Source organism: Arsenicicoccus cauae (assembly GCF_009707125.1).
Classification (GTDB): domain Bacteria; phylum Actinomycetota; class Actinomycetes; order Actinomycetales; family Dermatophilaceae; genus Arsenicicoccus; species Arsenicicoccus cauae.
On record NZ_WLVL01000021.1, the window covers coordinates 138922 to 155141 of the forward strand.

General features: G+C 72.7%; 19 protein-coding genes and 1 tRNA gene. 3 read left to right on the top strand and 17 right to left on the bottom strand.

Annotated features, from left to right (window positions below):
• Positions 1-119: 119 nt before the first annotated feature.
• Positions 120-193: transfer RNA gene (locus GGG17_RS06255), tRNA-Pro, on the bottom strand.
• A gap of 173 nt (positions 194-366) precedes the next feature.
• Between GGG17_RS06255 and GGG17_RS16865 the strand changes: the two genes are divergently transcribed.
• Complete coding sequence (locus GGG17_RS16865; protein WP_283809766.1) at positions 367-495, top strand: hypothetical protein; 129 nt, start codon at positions 367-369, stop codon at positions 493-495.
• Positions 496-591: 96 nt separating this feature from the next.
• Here the strand turns inward: GGG17_RS16865 and GGG17_RS06260 are convergent, their stop codons facing one another.
• The 14 genes from GGG17_RS06260 to ald form a co-directional block, all read right to left on the bottom strand.
• Complete coding sequence (locus GGG17_RS06260) at positions 592-1452, bottom strand: SDR family oxidoreductase (protein ID WP_154592886.1); 861 nt, start codon at positions 1450-1452, stop codon at positions 592-594.
• Between the two features lie 76 nt (positions 1453-1528).
• The gene (gene der / locus GGG17_RS06265) at positions 1529-3037 is read right to left on the bottom strand and encodes a ribosome biogenesis GTPase Der (protein ID WP_375804505.1); all 1509 of its coding nucleotides are present in this window, start codon (positions 3035-3037) and stop codon (positions 1529-1531) included.
• Entirely contained in the window at positions 3034-3627 is a 594-nt protein-coding gene (locus GGG17_RS06270; protein WP_154592887.1) for a helix-turn-helix domain-containing protein, read from the bottom strand. Before GGG17_RS06270 ends, der begins: the two co-directional genes overlap by 4 nt.
• On the bottom strand, positions 3627-4307 hold the full coding sequence (locus GGG17_RS06275) for a hypothetical protein (protein WP_154592888.1): 681 nt from the start codon (positions 4305-4307) through the stop codon (positions 3627-3629). Before GGG17_RS06275 ends, GGG17_RS06270 begins: the two co-directional genes overlap by 1 nt.
• Before the next feature lie 33 nt (positions 4308-4340).
• The gene (locus GGG17_RS06280) at positions 4341-4991 is read right to left on the bottom strand and encodes a lysophospholipid acyltransferase family protein (RefSeq protein WP_154592889.1); all 651 of its coding nucleotides are present in this window, start codon (positions 4989-4991) and stop codon (positions 4341-4343) included.
• On the bottom strand, positions 4984-5688 hold the full coding sequence (gene cmk, locus GGG17_RS06285) for a (d)CMP kinase (RefSeq protein ID WP_154592936.1): 705 nt from the start codon (positions 5686-5688) through the stop codon (positions 4984-4986). Before cmk ends, GGG17_RS06280 begins: the two co-directional genes overlap by 8 nt.
• A gap of 61 nt (positions 5689-5749) precedes the next feature.
• Positions 5750-6871 (bottom strand): prephenate dehydrogenase, encoded by a 1122-nt coding sequence (locus GGG17_RS06290; RefSeq protein WP_311966471.1) that lies wholly within the window; start codon positions 6869-6871, stop codon positions 5750-5752.
• On the bottom strand, positions 6868-7800 hold the full coding sequence (locus GGG17_RS06295) for a pseudouridine synthase (RefSeq protein WP_154592890.1): 933 nt from the start codon (positions 7798-7800) through the stop codon (positions 6868-6870). The genes GGG17_RS06290 and GGG17_RS06295 overlap by 4 nt, the downstream gene beginning before the upstream one ends.
• Position 7801: 1 nt before the next feature.
• A complete protein-coding gene (gene scpB / locus GGG17_RS06300; RefSeq protein ID WP_154592891.1) occupies positions 7802-8431 on the bottom strand; it encodes an SMC-Scp complex subunit ScpB in 630 nt (209 codons plus the stop codon).
• On the bottom strand, positions 8424-9452 hold the full coding sequence (locus GGG17_RS06305) for a segregation and condensation protein A (protein WP_154592892.1): 1029 nt from the start codon (positions 9450-9452) through the stop codon (positions 8424-8426). Before GGG17_RS06305 ends, scpB begins: the two co-directional genes overlap by 8 nt.
• Before the next feature lie 5 nt (positions 9453-9457).
• Complete coding sequence (locus tag GGG17_RS06310; protein ID WP_154592937.1) at positions 9458-10294, bottom strand: ParA family protein; 837 nt, start codon at positions 10292-10294, stop codon at positions 9458-9460.
• Between the two features lie 191 nt (positions 10295-10485).
• Entirely contained in the window at positions 10486-11001 is a 516-nt protein-coding gene (locus GGG17_RS06315; protein ID WP_154592893.1) for a hypothetical protein, read from the bottom strand.
• A 49-nt stretch (positions 11002-11050) separates the two neighbouring features.
• Entirely contained in the window at positions 11051-12028 is a 978-nt protein-coding gene (xerD, locus tag GGG17_RS06320) for a site-specific tyrosine recombinase XerD (RefSeq protein WP_375804506.1), read from the bottom strand.
• Entirely contained in the window at positions 11998-13113 is a 1116-nt protein-coding gene (ald, locus tag GGG17_RS06325; RefSeq protein WP_154592894.1) for an alanine dehydrogenase, read from the bottom strand. The genes xerD and ald overlap by 31 nt, the downstream gene beginning before the upstream one ends.
• 148 nt (positions 13114-13261) lie before the next feature.
• On the opposite strand from ald, the gene GGG17_RS06330 reads away from it, so the two are divergent.
• Entirely contained in the window at positions 13262-13882 is a 621-nt protein-coding gene (locus GGG17_RS06330) for a hypothetical protein (RefSeq protein WP_154592895.1), read from the top strand.
• A 76-nt stretch (positions 13883-13958) separates the two neighbouring features.
• Here GGG17_RS06330 and GGG17_RS06335 read toward each other — a convergent pair whose 3' ends face one another.
• Complete coding sequence (locus tag GGG17_RS06335; RefSeq protein ID WP_154592896.1) at positions 13959-14981, bottom strand: helix-turn-helix transcriptional regulator; 1023 nt, start codon at positions 14979-14981, stop codon at positions 13959-13961.
• 141 nt (positions 14982-15122) lie between these two features.
• Between GGG17_RS06335 and GGG17_RS06340 the strand changes: the two genes are divergently transcribed.
• Positions 15123-15671 (top strand): mycothiol transferase, encoded by a 549-nt coding sequence (locus GGG17_RS06340; protein ID WP_154592897.1) that lies wholly within the window; start codon positions 15123-15125, stop codon positions 15669-15671.
• Positions 15672-15716: 45 nt separating this feature from the next.
• Here GGG17_RS06340 and GGG17_RS06345 read toward each other — a convergent pair whose 3' ends face one another.
• Positions 15717-16154, bottom strand: a complete 438-nt coding sequence (locus tag GGG17_RS06345; protein WP_230082737.1) for a DUF1648 domain-containing protein — start codon at positions 16152-16154, stop codon at positions 15717-15719.
• Positions 16155-16220 lie beyond the last annotated feature (66 nt).

The window sequence follows — 16220 nt, forward strand, 5'->3', positions numbered from 1 at the left end:
AGGCCCCGACACCAGGTGGTGTTGGGGCCTTTCGCTGATCTTTCGGTGACATAGGTCCGATTCGGACCTATGTCACTACCTTGGTGACCGCGTTTCCGCTGGTAAACCAGCGGATTCGGTCGGGCTGACAGGATTTGAACCTGCGACCCCTTGACCCCCAGTCAAGTGCGCTACCAAGCTGCGCTACAGCCCGTTGCCCACCGCGGTGAGCGACACGTCACCTTAGCGCACGAGCGGCCACGATTCCCAATCGATCCCGCCCACCGCTGACGCCCCGCAGGAGCGCCCACCCCAACCCTCACACAACGGGAATGTCTGTCCTCTCCCGGTCGTTGAACGATCCAGGAACCACCGAGAGGAACCCCCATGTCCCCACGCCGCACGAAGGCCTACCTCGACGCCCGCCACCTGCTGCGCAAGCACCAGGAGACCCACGGGGAGCTGCGCGGCGTGCTCGCGCGCCGCACCGAGAGCGAGCCCACCGGCCACGAGTGACGCGGGCTCGGCCCATAGACCGGCGCGGATCCACCTCCTACCCCCTTGGAGGTGGATCCGCGCCTTTGTCGTGCGGGGACCGCGGTTGCGAGGAGGTCAGCGCGGCGGGGTGCTGCGCAGGTATTCCTCCAGGCTCGTCTGCCGCGAACCGGTGAGCTCGTGAACGGCACTGCTCACCGTCGCCATCGTGCCGTCGGCGATCGCGGTGTAGGTGCTCACCCAGGCGTCGACCTGCCAGTCGGGGGCGCCGTAGCCGACCCGGGAGGCGTATGCCTCGTCGAGCGTCTCGTCGTGATAGCTGACGCTTGTCCCCCGCACCGCGGAGATGGTGCTCGCCACCTCGTCGAGGGTCAGCGCCTGCGGCCCCGTGAGGTCATAGGTGCGATTGGTGTGCGCGGCCGGGTCCGACAGCACCGCGGCCGCCGAGCGCGCGACATCGGCTCGCGCGACGAACGCGCAGGCGCCCTCTCCCGCAGGCCCGCGGATGACCCCGTCCTCGCCCACCAGCGCCTCGGTGAAGTCGAGGTAGAAGCTGTCGCGCAGGAAGGTCCACGCCATGCCGGAGGCCTTGATGTGCTCCTCGGTGGCGTGATGGTCGCGCGCGAGGGTGAAGGTCGCGTCCGGCGCGGCGCCGAGGAAGGACGTGTAGACCACGTGCCGCACCCCGGCCGCCGCCGCCGCGTCGACGAAGGTGCGGTGCTGCGCCAAGCGGTCCGCGCTCTCGGACGCCGACACCATGAGCAGCACGTCGACCCCGGCCAGCGCCCGCGTCGCCGCGTCCAGGTCGCCGAACTCGGCGGCGGCGACGTCCGTGACTGCGTCGTGGTGCGGCACCCGCGGGCTTGACGGGTCACGCACGACGAGGCGGTGCGGCATACCGGCCTGGTCGAGGAGCCGGGAGACCAGCCCCCCGAGCTGTCCGGTGGCTCCGGTCGTGGCGAGGGTCGTGCTCGTCATCAGGTCCTCCTCGACGTCGTCGTGGGTCGGGTGCCGTGGGTGCCAGCCCGACTCTCCCCGGCCGTATGCCGGGCGCCTACCGCGACTGGCGGCCGCGCTTCTCGCGCACGCGCACCGAGATCTCGATCGGCGTGCCCTCGAAGCCGAACTCCTCGCGCAGCCGCCGCTCGAGGAACCGGCGGTAGCCGGCCTCGATGAAGCCGGACGCGAAGATCACGAACCGCGGCGGCCGCGTGGACGCCTGCGTCGCGAACAGGATGCGCGGCTGCTTGCCTCCGCGCACGGGGTGCGGGTGCCCGGCCACGATCTCGCCGAGGAAGGCGTTGAGCCGCCCGGTGGGCACGCGCGTGTCCCAGGAGTCCAGGGCCGTCTCGAGATAGGGCACGAGCTTGCCGGTGTTGCGCCCGGTCAGCGCGGACAGGTTGACGCGCGGGGCCCACTGGATCTGCACGAGCTCACGCTCGATCTCGCGCTCCAGGTAGTAGCGGCGCTCCTCGTCGACGGTGTCCCACTTGTTGTAGGCGACGATCAGGGCACGCCCCGCGTCGACGACCTGCTGGATGACGCGGATGTCCTGCTCGGAGATGGGCTCGCCGGCGTCGACGAGGACGATCGCGACCTCGGCCTTCTCGAGGGCCGACTGGGTGCGCAGGCTGGCATAGAAGTCGGCGCCGCGGGTTTGGTGGACGCGCCGCCGGATGCCAGCGGTGTCCACGAAGCGCCACGTGGTGTCGCCGAGGCGGATCAGCTCGTCGACGGGGTCGCGGGTGGTGCCGGCGACGTTGTCGACGACGACGCGCTCCTCCCCCGCCAGCTTGTTGAGCAGCGAGGACTTGCCGACGTTGGGGCGACCGAGCAGCGCCACGCGGCGGGGCCCGCCGCGCTCGTAGGCCCCGCCGACCTTGGACACCTCGGGCAGCACCCGCAGCACCTCGTCGAGGACGTCACCGGAGCCACGGCCGTGCAACGCCGAGACGGGCCACGGCTGGCCGAGCCCGAGGCCCCAGAGCATGGCGGCGTCGGCCTCGGCGCGCTGGTCGTCGACCTTGTTGGCCACGAGGATCACGGGCTTGCCGGAGCGGCGGAGCATCTTGACGACGGCCTCGTCGGTGTCGGTGGCCCCGACGGTGGCGTCCACGACGAACATCACGGCGTCGGCCAGCTCGACGGCGACCTCGGCCTGCTCGGCGACCCGCAGGTGGATGCCCTTGGCGTCGACCTCCCAGCCGCCGGTGTCGACGAGCGTGAACCGTCGCCCGGTCCACTCCGCCTCGTAGGCGACTCGGTCGCGGGTCACGCCGGGCACGTCCTCGACGACGGCCTCGCGGCGGCCGAGGATGCGGTTGACCAGGGTGGACTTGCCGACGTTGGGGCGGCCGACCACGGCGAGCACGGGCAGCGGCCCGGCGTTGTCGTCGTCGTCCTGCGAGCCCGGCTCGGCGTCGATGAGGGCGCGGTCCTCGTCGGACAGCTCAAAGTCCTCGAGCCCCGCCCGCAGCGCCTGCTCGACCCCCTCGTCGAGGGCGCCCTCGGCCGCGGGCCCCACCTGGGTCTCGTCGGAGGTCGGGTTGTCGTGGTCGGTCACGTGAGCGGTCCTTCAGCAGTCCTTGCCGTATGCCGCGGAGCGGGCACCGGCATCCCATTGTCCCTCACGCCCCGCCGCGGCCCGAACGAGCGACGCGACGCGCCCACCTGTCCCGCCGGACGGGCATCCGCGCAGCCACCCTCACCGGGGTCCTGGCCACGAACCCCGGCGACGCGACGCATCCGGACGACCAGGGAGGCCGCCGGCGAGACCTTGCCGGACGCGTAGGTCGACAGCCGCGACGGTGACGTGCCGATGCGCTCGGCGAAGGCCTTGCGCGACAGTCCGCTCGCCGCGACGAGCGCCGTGACCTCGTCGGCCACCGCCGCCTTCTCGGCAGCCTCGGCGGCCGCGCGTGCGTCGGCGATCGAGCGCTGCAGGAGCGGCGTCACGCCATACGGCTGCTCGTAGTTGAAGTAGTCCTCGAGCGAGCGCGCCACCGGGCCCCAAGGGTCGGCCTGGACGGCGCGATGGATCCGGCGCCAGTCGGCGAGACCGCCGCGCTCGACGGCCGTGACCAGTCCCTCGTAGGGCCACGACTCGACCGGGTCGCTCGGGTCGGCGTCGACGTTGCGAAAGCTCAGCGCCATCACTCGTCCCCGTCCACCATGGCCGCGGCAAGGTCTGCGCACACCTGCACCACCGCCGACCAGTCGTGCCACCGGGGCAGCAGCCCCTTGTATCGAGGCAGCTCGTCGATCGTGCGGCGGTCGCGGGGGTCGGGCTGGGCCAACCGCTCCACGAGAAGTGTTGACACGGCACCCTGCTCGTCGGATCGGTCCGCGTAGTAGTCGTCGATGGCGAGCAGCGTCGTCACGGCAGGCGCGTGACCCATCGCGTCCGCCAGGGCAGCGACGTCGAGGTAGTCCCGGGTCTGGTTGCGCTGGACCACCAGGTAGGCCTTGACGCGCAGGGTCTCCTCGATCGTCGGCACCACCAGCTCCCCGGCGCCGGCCACCTCGACGCGCGCCGTCTCCAGCGGGCGACGCCGTCGCAGCTGTCGAAGCCCTGCCTCGACCCCGTCCAGGGAGCCGAGGATGGTGAACGGCGGGGACGACGCCCGCACGCTGGTGGCCCAGCCGCCGCTCGCCTCGACCGCGTCAAGGACAGCCCCGTAGCGCTCGACCAGGTCGGTCAGGACATGGTCGTGGTCGAAGGACTGGCGGTGACCGGCGTAGTAGGCGGCTGCCGAGCCACCGACCAGCACGGCATCCGGCACCAGCCGCTGGAGCCGGACGGCCGACTGCAGCACCTCCGCGAGCACATCCATGAAATGATCATATCTGATAACGAGCCATGGCCATCATCGGTGGGCGGCGACGTGCTCGCGCAGGTGCTCGTGGATCTGGGACGTCGCGAGGCGGAGGCGCTCGCGACCGGGGACGCCAGCGGGCGCCTCGACGGAGAAGGGTTCGCCGAACGCCACCACCATCCGCGCGCCCGGTCGTGGCAGCGACCCGGCACCTCGTCCGGGAGCGCGCGTGCCGACGCAGGCCACGGGCACGACCTGCGCGCCGGTCTGCAGCACGAGCCAGGCGGCGCCCTGCTGCACGGCGGCGACCTCTCCGGTGCCGCGGGTGCCCTCGGGGAAGACACCGACCACTCCCCCGGCCTCCAGCACCGTGCGGGCCGAGGCCAGGGCCTGACGGTCACCGGTGGCGCGGTCGACGGGGATCTGGCCGAGACGCAGCAGGAGGCGACCGAGGCGGCCGGCATACACCTCCTGCTTGACCAGGAAGTGCGGGGTGCGCGGCGCGACCGCGGCGACCAGGGGGCCGTCGAGCAGGCCGCTGTGGTTGGCGACGAGGACCACCGGCCCCGACGTGGGGAAGGACGCGCGCCCCAGCACGGACAGGCGGTACATCCGCAGGACGCCGCGCACCACGCGGGCGGTGGCGCCCATGAGGCGGTCGCTCGCGCGTGCGGGATCGAGCTCGGGGCGGGCCTCAGTCACGGATGCGGCCCAGGTCGGACGCGATCTGGTCGAGCACCGCCTCGACCGAGCCCTGCAGGCTGAGGTCGGAGGTGTCGATCAAGGAGACGCCGGGCGCGGCCTGCATGAAGCTCGACACGGTCGAGTCGTCGCGGTCGCGGCGCACGATCTGGTCGCGGGTCGCCTCGACGTTGGCGGTGGAGGCGTTGCCGTGCAGCTCGGTCGAGCGTCGCGCGAGGCGGGCCTCCTCGCTGGCGTAGAGCAGGATCCGCACGTCCGAGTCCGGGGCGACGACGGTGGTGATGTCGCGGCCCTCGGCGACGATGCCACCGCGCTCGCGCCCGACCAGACCGATGATCTCGCGCTGGCGGCGACGCAGCTCGTCGCGGACGTCGAGGTTGGTGGCGACCGCGCTGACCTGGGTCGAGATCTCGGTCGTGCGGATCGGCACGGAGATGTCCGTCCCCCCGACCTCGACGCCCGGCGCCTCCGGGTCGGTCCCGATGGTGAGCGGCATGGCTCGCACCGCGGCGGCCACGCCCTCGGCGTCGGTCAGGTCGACGTGCTGGTCCAGGCACCACCAGGTGGCCGCGCGATACATCGCCCCGGTGTCGAGGTAGCCATAGCGCAGCCGCGACGCGACCGCTCGCGCGACGCTGGACTTGCCCGACCCCGAGGGCCCGTCGATGGCGACGACGACCAGGTCAGGGCCGTTCATGTGGTCGCCTGGCGGGGTCGGTGCGGGGGTCTGCGAGGCGCGGCTGGTCATGGCCGCGAGCCTAGTGGATGCGCCATCCGGTGGACTGCAGGTGGGTGCGCAGGCGGTCGCTCGTAGCGGGCAGCACGGACACCTCGGCCAGCGCCACGGGATGACCGACAGCGTGCTCCAGGTGCAGGTCCTCGATGTTGATGCCCGCGTCGCCGACCTCGGCGAAGAGCCGGCCCAGGGAGCCCGGCTCGTCGGGGATCACGACCGTGACCACGTCGTATGCCGTGGGCGCGCCACCGTGCTTGCCGGGGACGCGGGCACGGCCGCGGTTGCCGTCGTCGAGGAGGCGGGCGAGCACGGCTCGGGCACCCGGCGCGTCCCGCTCCGGGGTGTGGTGATGCGGGGTGGCGGCCTCGTCGGCGAGCGCCCCGAGCGCGTCCAGCGCCGCGGCGAGGTCCGACTGGACGTCGAGCAGCACCTCGCGGACCCCGGCGGCGTTGCCCGCGAGGATCTGGGTCCACAGCTGGGGGTCGCTGGCGGCGATGCGGGTGACGTCCCGCAGGCCCTGGCCGGCGAGGCCCACGGCATGCTCGTCGCGGTCCCGCAGCCGGGCCGCGGTGAGCGTGGCCATGACCTGGGGGACGTGCGAGACGGCCGCGACGGCGGCGTCATGCTCCTCGGCGGTCATCACTACGACCTCGCCACGGGCCGCCCGAGCCAGGGCGCGCACCGTCTCCACGGCCTGCGGGGTCGAGTCCGGCATCGGCACGACGACCCACGCCCGCCCCTCGAACAGGTCGGGCCGTCCGGCGACCGCGCCGGATCGCTCGCGCCCCGCCATGGGGTGGCTGCCGACATACCGCTGCGACGACCCCGGCCCCGCGAGCGCCGCGACGCCGGAGGCGATGGCCCCCTTGACCGAGGCGACGTCGGTCACGACGGCGTCTGGCCAGCGGTCGAGCTGCTCGACCACCACGCCGGCCGCGACGTCCGGGGGCGCGGCGACGACCACCACGTCGGGCGTCTCGTCGTCGATGGTGCCGGCCCCCAGGTCACGGGCCAGGGCCACCGCCGTCGGGGACGGGTCCTGCAGGCTGACCTGCCACCCGGCGGCGCGCAGCGCCAGCCCGACCGACGTGCCGATGAGGCCGGTGCCGACGATCCGGGCACGTCGGGTCGGACCCGGGCTCACAGCTGGGCGGCGTCGTAGAGGGAGGAGACCTCGGCCCGCGTCAGCGCGCGCATCTTGCCGGCCTTGAGGGTGCCGAGGCTGACCTCGCCCACCTTGATGCGCACGAGGTTGAGCACGGGGTGCCCGACGGCCTCGAGCATGCGCCGGACGATGTGCTTGCGGCCCTCGTGCAGCACGATCTCGACCACGGCCTTGCCGGGCGAGGAGTCGACGACCTTGAACGAGTCGACCCGCGCCGGGCCGTCCTCGAGCTCGACGCCCTCGCGCAGCTGCTGGCCGAGGTCGCGTGGCAGCGGCCCGGGGACCTGCGCGAGATAGGTCTTGGTGACGCCGTAGGCAGGGTGCTGCAGACGGTGCGCGAGCTCGCCGTCGTTGGTGAGCAGGAGCAGCCCCTCGGTGTCCTGGTCGAGCCGACCGACGTGAAAGAGCCGCTGCTTGCGGCCCTCGCCGAGGTAGTCGCCGATGTCCACGCGACCGAGCTCGTCGTGCATGCTCGTGACGACGTTGAGCGGCTTGTTGAACGCCAGGTAGACCTTGCTCTCGTCGAAGATCACCCGCTCGCCGTCCACGTGGACCTGCTGGGTCTCGGGGTCGACGCGCACGCCCATGTCGGTGACGACGTGCCCGTCCACCTGGACGTGGCCCTCCGCGATGAGCCGCTCGCAGGTCCGGCGGCTGCCGACGCCGGCGCCCGCCAGGAGCTTCTGCAGGCGGGTGCCCTCGGGGTTGTGGACGTCGACGTAGGGCTCGGAGGAGCGGGGTCGCTGCGGCTGCTGGGCGCGGCGCTGCCCGGCGACCCGCTTGGCGCCCGGGCCCATGCGACGCGGGGCTCCCGGCGCGCTCGAGCGGCTCGTGCCGCCCGAGCCGCTGCGGCGGCCTCCGCCGGCGGACCCGGACGACCGGTTGGACCTGTTCGGCTGCGGACTCATGTCAGCGCCCCTGTTCTGCGATCTCGTCGAGGATGTCGGTGTCTGGCAGGTACGGCGCCAGGGCCGGCAGCTCGTCCAGGCTCGTAAGGCCCATCCGCTGCAAGAAGTAGGGGGTCGTGCCGTAGAGCACGGCCCCGGTGGTCTCGTCGTGGCCGGTCTCGGTGATCAGGCCACGGGTCATGAGGGTGCGGATCACGCCGTCGACGCTGACCCCGCGGACCGCGCTGACGCGGGCCCGGGACACCGGCTGGCGATAGGCGATGACCGCGAGGGTCTCCAGGGAGGCCTGGGTGAGCTTGGCGCGCTGCCCGTCGAGCAGGAACTTCTCCACGGCCGGGGCGTACTCCGGGCGGGAGTAGATGCGCCAGCCACCGGCGAAGTCCCGCAGCTGGTAACCACGCGAGCCCTCGTCGTACTCCCGGGCGAGGTCGACGAGCTGCTCGTGCACATGGTCAAGGGGGACCTCCAGCGCGGCCGCGAGGGTGCTCTCGTCGATCGGCTCCTCCACGACCATGAGGACGGCCTCGAGCGCGCCGCGCAGCCCGGCCGGGAAGTGGCGCACGTCGAACGCCTCCTCCTCGACCTGAGGTTTCGGCTCATCGGCCTGCACCTCGACCTGAGCCTCAGACATTCGTCTGCCCTCCTTCGTGGTCCTGACCAGCAGGTATGTCGTTCGCCGCCGCCAGGGCGGCCTCCGCCAGGAGGCGCTGCTCCTCGCTGGGGTCCCCGCGCTCGGTCACGGATTCGCCGCCCGCGAGCACGGCGGCGGCCACGTCGGCGGCTGCGGCCATGTCGGCGGCGTCGAACTCCCCCGTGATCTCCACGTCCTCGCGGTCCTCGCCGGTCCAGCGCACGTCGAGCTCGCCGAGCGCCTCGGCCTGCTCGAAGGACACGACGGCCTCCTTGAACAGCTCGAGCAGCGACAGGAAGCGAGCCACCACGACCAGCGTCGAGTCGGCGTCGGCGACCAGCGAGCGGAAGGACATGGTGCCGTGCGAGCGCAGCCGGCCCACGACGATCGACGCCTGCTCGCGCACCGACACCTGAGCGGCGTGCAGGTGGGCCAGGCCCACGGTCGGCGCCTCGCGGGGGGTGAGCGCGCGGGCCGCGATCATGGCCAGCTGCTCCGGCGTGACGGCCATGACCAGCTCGGGCAGCAGCCGGGCGAACTGCGGCTCGAGCCCGGCCTGGCGTGCCGTGATGCGGCCGTGCGTCGACATGCGCTCGGCGAAGGCGCCGGCGATCTGCTTGTAGGCGCGGTACTGCAGGAGGCGGGCGAAGAGCAGGTCACGCGCCTCGATGAGGGCGAGGTCCTCCTCGTCGTCGGGCCCCGAGGTGGGCAGCAGGCGCGCGGCCTTGAGGTCGAGCAGGGTCGCCGCCACGAGTAGGAACTCCGACGCCTGGGAGAGGTCCCAGTCCTGCCCGCCCTCGTCCGCGGCCTTCTGGGCAGCGCGGATGTGGGCGGTGAACTCGTCGGTGACGGTGGCCAGCGCGATCTCGGTGATGTCGAGCTTGTGCTTGCTGATCAGCCCCAGCAGCAGGTCGAACGGCCCGTCGAAGTTGTGCAGGTGCACCTCGAACGGAGTGACCGCCGCTCGTCGGGTGATGACGCCGCCCGGCGTGGCCTCCGCTGCCCGACCTGGCTCGGTCATGACGCTCAGGCGGCACCACCGCGGGCGATGAGCTCCCGCGCCAGCCGGCGGTAGGCCTCGGCGCCGCTGTGCGCGGACGCGTAGGTCGTGATCGGCTCGGCGGCCAGGGTGGCGTCCGGGAACTTCACCGTGCGGCTGATGACGGTGTGGAAAACGGTGTCGCCGAAGTGGTCGACCACCGAGCGGACGACCTCGCGGCTGTGCAGCGTGCGTCCGTCATACATCGTCGCCAGGATCCCGTCGATCTGCAGGCGCGGGTTGAGCCGGTCGATGATCTTCTCGATCGTCTCGACGAGCAGGGCCACGCCACGCATGGCAAAGAACTCGCACTCGAGCGGGATGATGACGCCGTGCGCCGCGGTGAGGGCGTTGACGGTGAGCAGGCCCAGGGAGGGCTGGCAGTCGATGAGGATGACGTCGTAGTCGTCCATCACCGGGCGCAGGACGCGCGCCAGGATCTGCTCGCGCGCGACCTCGCCGACCAGCTGGACCTCGGCGGCGGACAGGTCGATGTTGGCCGGGATGATGTCGACGCCCTCGGTGCGCGTCGGCTGGATGACCTCGCGCACGTCCAGGCCGCGCTCGACGAGCAGGTTGTAGATCGTCGTGTCGAGGTCGTTGGTGCGGATCCCGAAGCCGACCGACAGCGCGCCCTGCGGGTCGAAGTCGACCATGAGGACCTTGCGGCCGAGCTCGGCGAGCGCCGCCCCCAGGTTGATGGTGGTGGTCGTCTTGCCGACCCCGCCCTTCTGGTTGCACATGGCGATGACGCGGGCCGGGCCGTGGCTCGCCAGCGGGGCGGGCTCCGGGAACTCCACCACAGGTCGGCCGGTGGGGCCCATCGTGCCCTCGAACACCCCGTCCGTCCCCGGGAGGACGTCGTGGCGCGGCGACTCGTAGGCGCTCGGCTGCTGCTGGGTCTGCTCCGGGTGGCTCACCGGTCGATCATCTCCCACGCTGGTGCGGCGGTCTGCGTCGCGCAGATCAGTCACACGTGACCATACCGTGACCACGGTGCGTGATCACACTCCGGTCACGTGGTGACCTGTGCGAGCGCGCCGGCGACCTGCAGGGCGACCTCGTCGACCACCTCGGGTCCGGCGTCGCGACCGACGACGCTGGCGCTGCTGCTCTGCGCAGGTCCGTCGAGGGCCCGGGCGTCGACCTCGACCACCGATCTCCCCCACCGGAACCGCACGAGCCGCGCCTCGAGCACCACCCCCGGCACGTCGTCGACGCTCCCCTGACCGGTGCGGACGACCTGCTCGGCGCACGCCCTCGCCCGCGGGCTCCAGCGCTCGACGGCGGCGTCCTGCTCGCGCCACCCGCGCTCGAGCTCCTCCTCGTCCGGCTCGGGCATCGGGTTCTCCGCCTGCCACCGGGCGAGCTCGTCCTCGGTGAGCGGTCGTTCGGTGAGCGGGACGTATGACGCGGAACCGCGCTGTAGCTGACCGCTCGTCGGCACCATGGGGGCCATCGGCGATCGTCGCCGCAGGTAGCGCTCCGCAGGAGGCAGCGCCCACCACACCAACCACTCGGGCAGCATCACGCCCTCATCCTAGGGATGAGCGCCCTGGTCGCCGCACCCACCCGCGACCTCAGCGGGCGCGGGGGTGGGACTCGGCAAAGACCTCGCGGAGCCGTTGGACGGTGACCTGGGTGTAGATCTGCGTGGTCGTCACGCTCGCGTGCCCCAGCAGCTCCTGCACCACGCGCACGTCCGCGCCGCCGTCGAGCAGGTGGGTGGCGAAGGAGTGCCGCAGCGTATGCGGCGACAGGTGCTGGTCGAGCCCGGCACGCCCGGCAGCGGTCTGGATCACGGCCCACGCGCTCTGGCGGGACAGCCGCCGGCCACGCTGGTTGAGGAAGAGGGCGGGTCCCCCGGATCCCTTGGCGGCGAGCAGGGGGCGGGCGCGCACGACATACGCGCCGATCGCCTCGCGGGCGAAGGACCCGAGCGGGACGAGCCGCTCCTTGCCGCCCTTGCCGAGCAGCCGCACCACCGCCTCCTCCTCGGGCACGTCGGGGCCGGGCAGGTCGTCGAGGTCAAGGCCCACGGCCTCCGAGACGCGGGCGCCGGTGGCGTAGAGGACCTCCAGCAGCGCGCGGTCGCGCAGCGACTCGGGGGTGTCGCCGACGGAGGCCGCCTCGAGCAGTCGCTCCACCTCGTCGATGTGGATGGCCTTGGGCAGACGAGACCCCACGGTGGGCGGGCGCACCTCGCGCGCCGGGTCGACCTGGGTCACGCCCTCGAGCAGCAGGAACCGGTGCAACCCCCGCACCGCGATCAGGGTGCGGGCGGCCGAGGACGCCGACAGGGCCGTGCGTCCCGGCGCGTCTCCCTCGCCCGGCGCCGACGTGCGCAGGTGCGCGAGGAAGGACGCCACGTCCTCCTCGCGCACCTGCGCGACGTCGGTGATGCCGCGCTGCTCCAGGTAGGCCTGGTAGCGGCGCATGTCACGCCCGTAGGACGAGAGCGTGTTGTCGGACACGCCCCGCTCCACGGTCAGGTGGTCGAGCCACCCACGGATGGCGCGCTCCGGCTTCAGCGCAGCACCTCGTCGACGGGCGTGCACTCCAGGTCGAAGGCCTCGGCCACGCCGGGGAAGGTCACGTGGCCGTCGTAGGTGTTGAGGCCGAGCGCGAGCGCGTCGTCGCCCTCGAGCGCCGCACGCCAGCCCTTGTCGGCGAGCGCCACGGCATACGGCAGGGTCGCGTTGGTGAGGGCGTAGGTGGAGGTGTTGGCCACCGAGCCCGGCATGTTGGCGACGCAGTACATCGTGGAGCCGTGCACCTGGTAGACGGGGTCGGCGTGGGTCGTGGGCCGCGAGTCCTCGAAGCAGCCACCCTGGTCGATGGCGATGTCGACGAGCACCGAACCCGGCCGCATCTGCGAGACGAGCTCGTTGGTGACCAGCTTGGGGGCCTTGGCGCCGGGCACGAGGACCGCGCCGATGACCAGATCGGCCTCCTTGACGGCGTTGGCGACCTCGAGGGCGTTGGAGGTCACCGTGTTGAGGTGACCGTGGTAGATCGCGTCGAGGTAGCGCAGCCGGGCGATGTTGATGTCGAGCAGCTTGACGCGGGAGTGCATGCCCACGGCGATCTGCGCGGCGTTGAGGCCGGCCACGCCGGCACCGAGCACGACGACGTTGGCGCCCTGCACGCCGGGCACGCCACCCATGAGGACGCCGCGTCCGCCGTTGGTCTTCATGAGGTAGTACGCGCCGACCTGCGCGGCGAGACGGCCCGCCACCTCGGACATGGGGGCCAGCAGCGGCAGCGAGCGGTCGGGGAGCTGGACGGTCTCGTAGGCGATGCCCGTGACCTTGCGCTTTATGAGCTCCTCGGTCAACGGGCGGTCCGCCGCGAGGTGCAGGTAGGTGAAGAGGGTCTGGCCCTCGCGCATGCGGTGGTACTCGGCCTCGATCGGCTCCTTGACCTTGAGGATCATGTCGGCGCGGGCCCACACCTCGTCGGCCGAGTCGATGATGGTGGCCCCGGCCGAGGTGTAGTCCTCGTCGGTGATGGAGGACCCCTCGCCTGCGGACTTCTCGACGACCACCTCGTGACCGTGTGCGACCAGCTCGTGCACTCCTGAGGGGGTGATCGCCACACGGAACTCGTTGTTCTTGATCTCGCGGGGGATGCCAACCAACATGTGCTCTCTCCTGTCCACGCCGGGGACGCCATCGGCCCCGTGCTCGACCTGGCCCCGGAGGGATCGCCCCCCGTCGCCCGACACCCGCGAGTCTAGCCAGGGGGTGTCGGGTCCTCCTGCGGGGTGGGGCCCCGGAGACACTGGACCCATGACGCTGTATGCCGCCGCCCCGGCCCGACGCTTCCGACAGGTCCTGGGCGACCTGCTGCTGCTCGCGTGGATCGCCTCGTGGGTGTGGGTCGGGCGCCTGGTGCAGGACACGGTCGTCCGCCTCGCCGAGCCCGTCGTGGGCATCCAGGCGCGCGCCAGCGACCTGGGGCGCACCATGCGGGACGCCAGCTCGTCGGTCAGCGACCTGCCCCTCGTCGGCGACACCCTCAAGGTGCCGTTCGACCGGGCCTCGGGCACGGGTGACGGCATCGCCCGCTCGTCCGCGGACCTCGTCGCCCAGATCCAGCAGATCGGCTGGCTGCTGGGCCTGCTGACCGCGGCCGTCCCGATCCTGCTGGTCACCTTGTGGTGGGTGGCGCGGCGGGTGGCGTTCGTGCGGGCGGCGACGGCGGCGCAGCGGTTCGTCGACTCCGAGGCCGACCTCGACCTGTTCGCCCTGCGCGCCATGGCCCGTCAGCCCCTGGAGCGCCTGACCCGCATCTCCCCCGACCCGGTGGGCGCCTGGCGGCGCGGCGATCCCGAGGTGGTGCACGCGCTGGCCGTCATGGAGCTGCGAGAGCAGGGGCTGCGACCCCCAGCGCCACGCTCCGCACGCTGAGCCCCCAGCGCCATGCGCCGCACCCGAAGGATGGTCGATGCCGCCTCCGGACCGTCAGGAGCGTCGACCGCGGCCGTCAACCCTCCTGACGATCAGCGCCTCGATCTCCCACCGCCGCCCTCACCGAGCGTCGCGCGCCGTCACCCAGCGGCACCGAGGCGGCGCGCTGGGCCCGCGCGCCGAGCTGGGCGAAGGCGTCACGCAGCTCGGGCGGCGAGATCACCTGCACGTCCTCGGCGAGGTTCATGAGATACCACGCGGCCATCGGCAGGTCGTTGGCCCCGACGGTCACGACACAGACGTCCGGCCCGTCCGCCTCGACGGTCCCGGCGGCGGGGGGCAGATGCTCCCGCACCTCCTCCGCCGGGGCGCCGAGGCGCACCACGACGGTCCAGCGGTAACCCCCGGTGCCGATCGACCGCTGCACGTGGCCGGCCGGGTCGGGGCAGGGACGGGGCGTGAACCGCCAGGTCGTGACGTGGACGTCCGAGGTCCGATCGACCCGGAAGACGCGCCAGTCGTCGCGGTCCAGGTCCCAGGCGAAGAGGTACCACCGCCGACCCGCGACGACGAGGTGGTAGGGCTCGACCCGGCGCTCCCCCACCTCGCCCCCACGCTTGACATAGGAGAAACGCACCTGGACGCGGCCCCGCGCCGCGGTGGCCAGGTCGGTGACGGCCCGCACGTCGACCTGCGCCCCGCCTGGCGCCAGCATCACGGTCGTCTCCTGGAGCGCGGCGACCCGCTCCCGCAGGGGTGCGGGCATCACCTGCTCCAGCTTGCCGAGCGCCCGCACCGACGCATCACCGATGCCCTCGACCGTGGCCTGCGTGGCGAGGCGCAGCGACACCGCGAGCGCCACGGCCTCGTCGTCGTCCAGCAGCAGCGGGGGCAGCTCCCGTCCCGTCACGAGGCGGTAGCCGCCACCGGTCCCCGCCGCCGACTCGACGCGGTAGCCCAGGTCGCGCAGACGCTGCACGTCCCGCCGCAGCGTGCGGTCGGTGACGTGCAGCTCGGCGACCAGGTCGGGGCCGGTCCACACCGGCCTGGACTGGAGCAGCGACAGCAGGCGCAGCGCCCGCGCGGTGGTGTCCGCCATACGGCACATCCTGCCGGACACCGCGGACAGAAGGTGTCCGCAGGGGAGGCCACCGTGGAGCCATGAGCACCGCCCGGGTCGACCGGACGGACCAGCTCGACACGCCGACCGAGACACCCTGACCGACAAGGAGAGGTCCCGATGTACGCACCCACCACCGATCCCGAGATCCAGATGCTCGCCGCGTATGCCGACTCGCAGGTGGACGCCCTGCGCGCCAGCGCCGCCGACCTGACCGACGACCAGGCTCGCGAACGGCCCGCGCGCAGCGAGCTGTGCCTCGGCGGCCTGATGCGCCACGTCACCTACGTCCTGCGCCAGCACGCCGAGGGCGGGCGCTCGGGAGAGATCGACGAGGCGGGCTATCACGCCTTCATGGACTCGTTCGCGTTCGACGACCGGCACACCCTGTCCGGCGTCCTGGCCGAGCTGGACCACTGGCGAGCCGCCTGCCGCGAGCGCTCGCTCGCCTCCGACCCGGACGAGGAGTCGATGCAGCCGCCGGCGCCGTGGGATGGCCTGCCGGCGATGATGGGGACCCGGCGCTACGAGATGCTGCACCTGGTCGAGGAGCTCGCGCGGCATGCCGGGCACGCCGACATCATCCGCGAGCAGCTGGACGGCGAGCTCGTGCCCAACCTCGAGGCCCGCGCCGCCGGCCGGGAGATCTGGGACCCCACGGCGTCCTGACCCGCGGGGCCGGCGTGGACGACCTGGCCGGCCAGTCGGGTCCCGTCACCCCAGGTCGGGGTCGTCCTCCCGCGGTCGGTAGCGCCCCCCGAGGCCCATCCGGGCCACGACGAGGCCGATCGACGCGAGGAAGCACGCCAGCGTCACCGGGAAGGCCCACCCCGGCACCTCCCCGCCGGGACGGTGCGCGGCGACCCCGATCTGCCCGTCGGCGATGGCCGGCGGCAGCAACGCCGACGTCGCCAGCGCGACGCCCCGGCTCGACCACCGGTCGGGGATGGTGCCGCTCGACCAGTGCGTCGGCACGCGTTCCGGCAGCGTGGCGACCAGCCACACCAGCGTCCCGAGCCAGGCCACGGTCGCGAGCCCCAGCGCGACGCGAGACGGCCACGAGGCCGGCTCGCGCGGCAGGGTCCGGGCCTCGCGGGAGACCGCCGTGCGTCGTGCCGCCTGCTCCTGCCACGTCCCCCCGGACATCGTCATACGGCCACTGTAGGCCGCCTGCCCGCCTCGTCGGGTCGCGCCTGCCCCAGGGGCGACCCGACGACC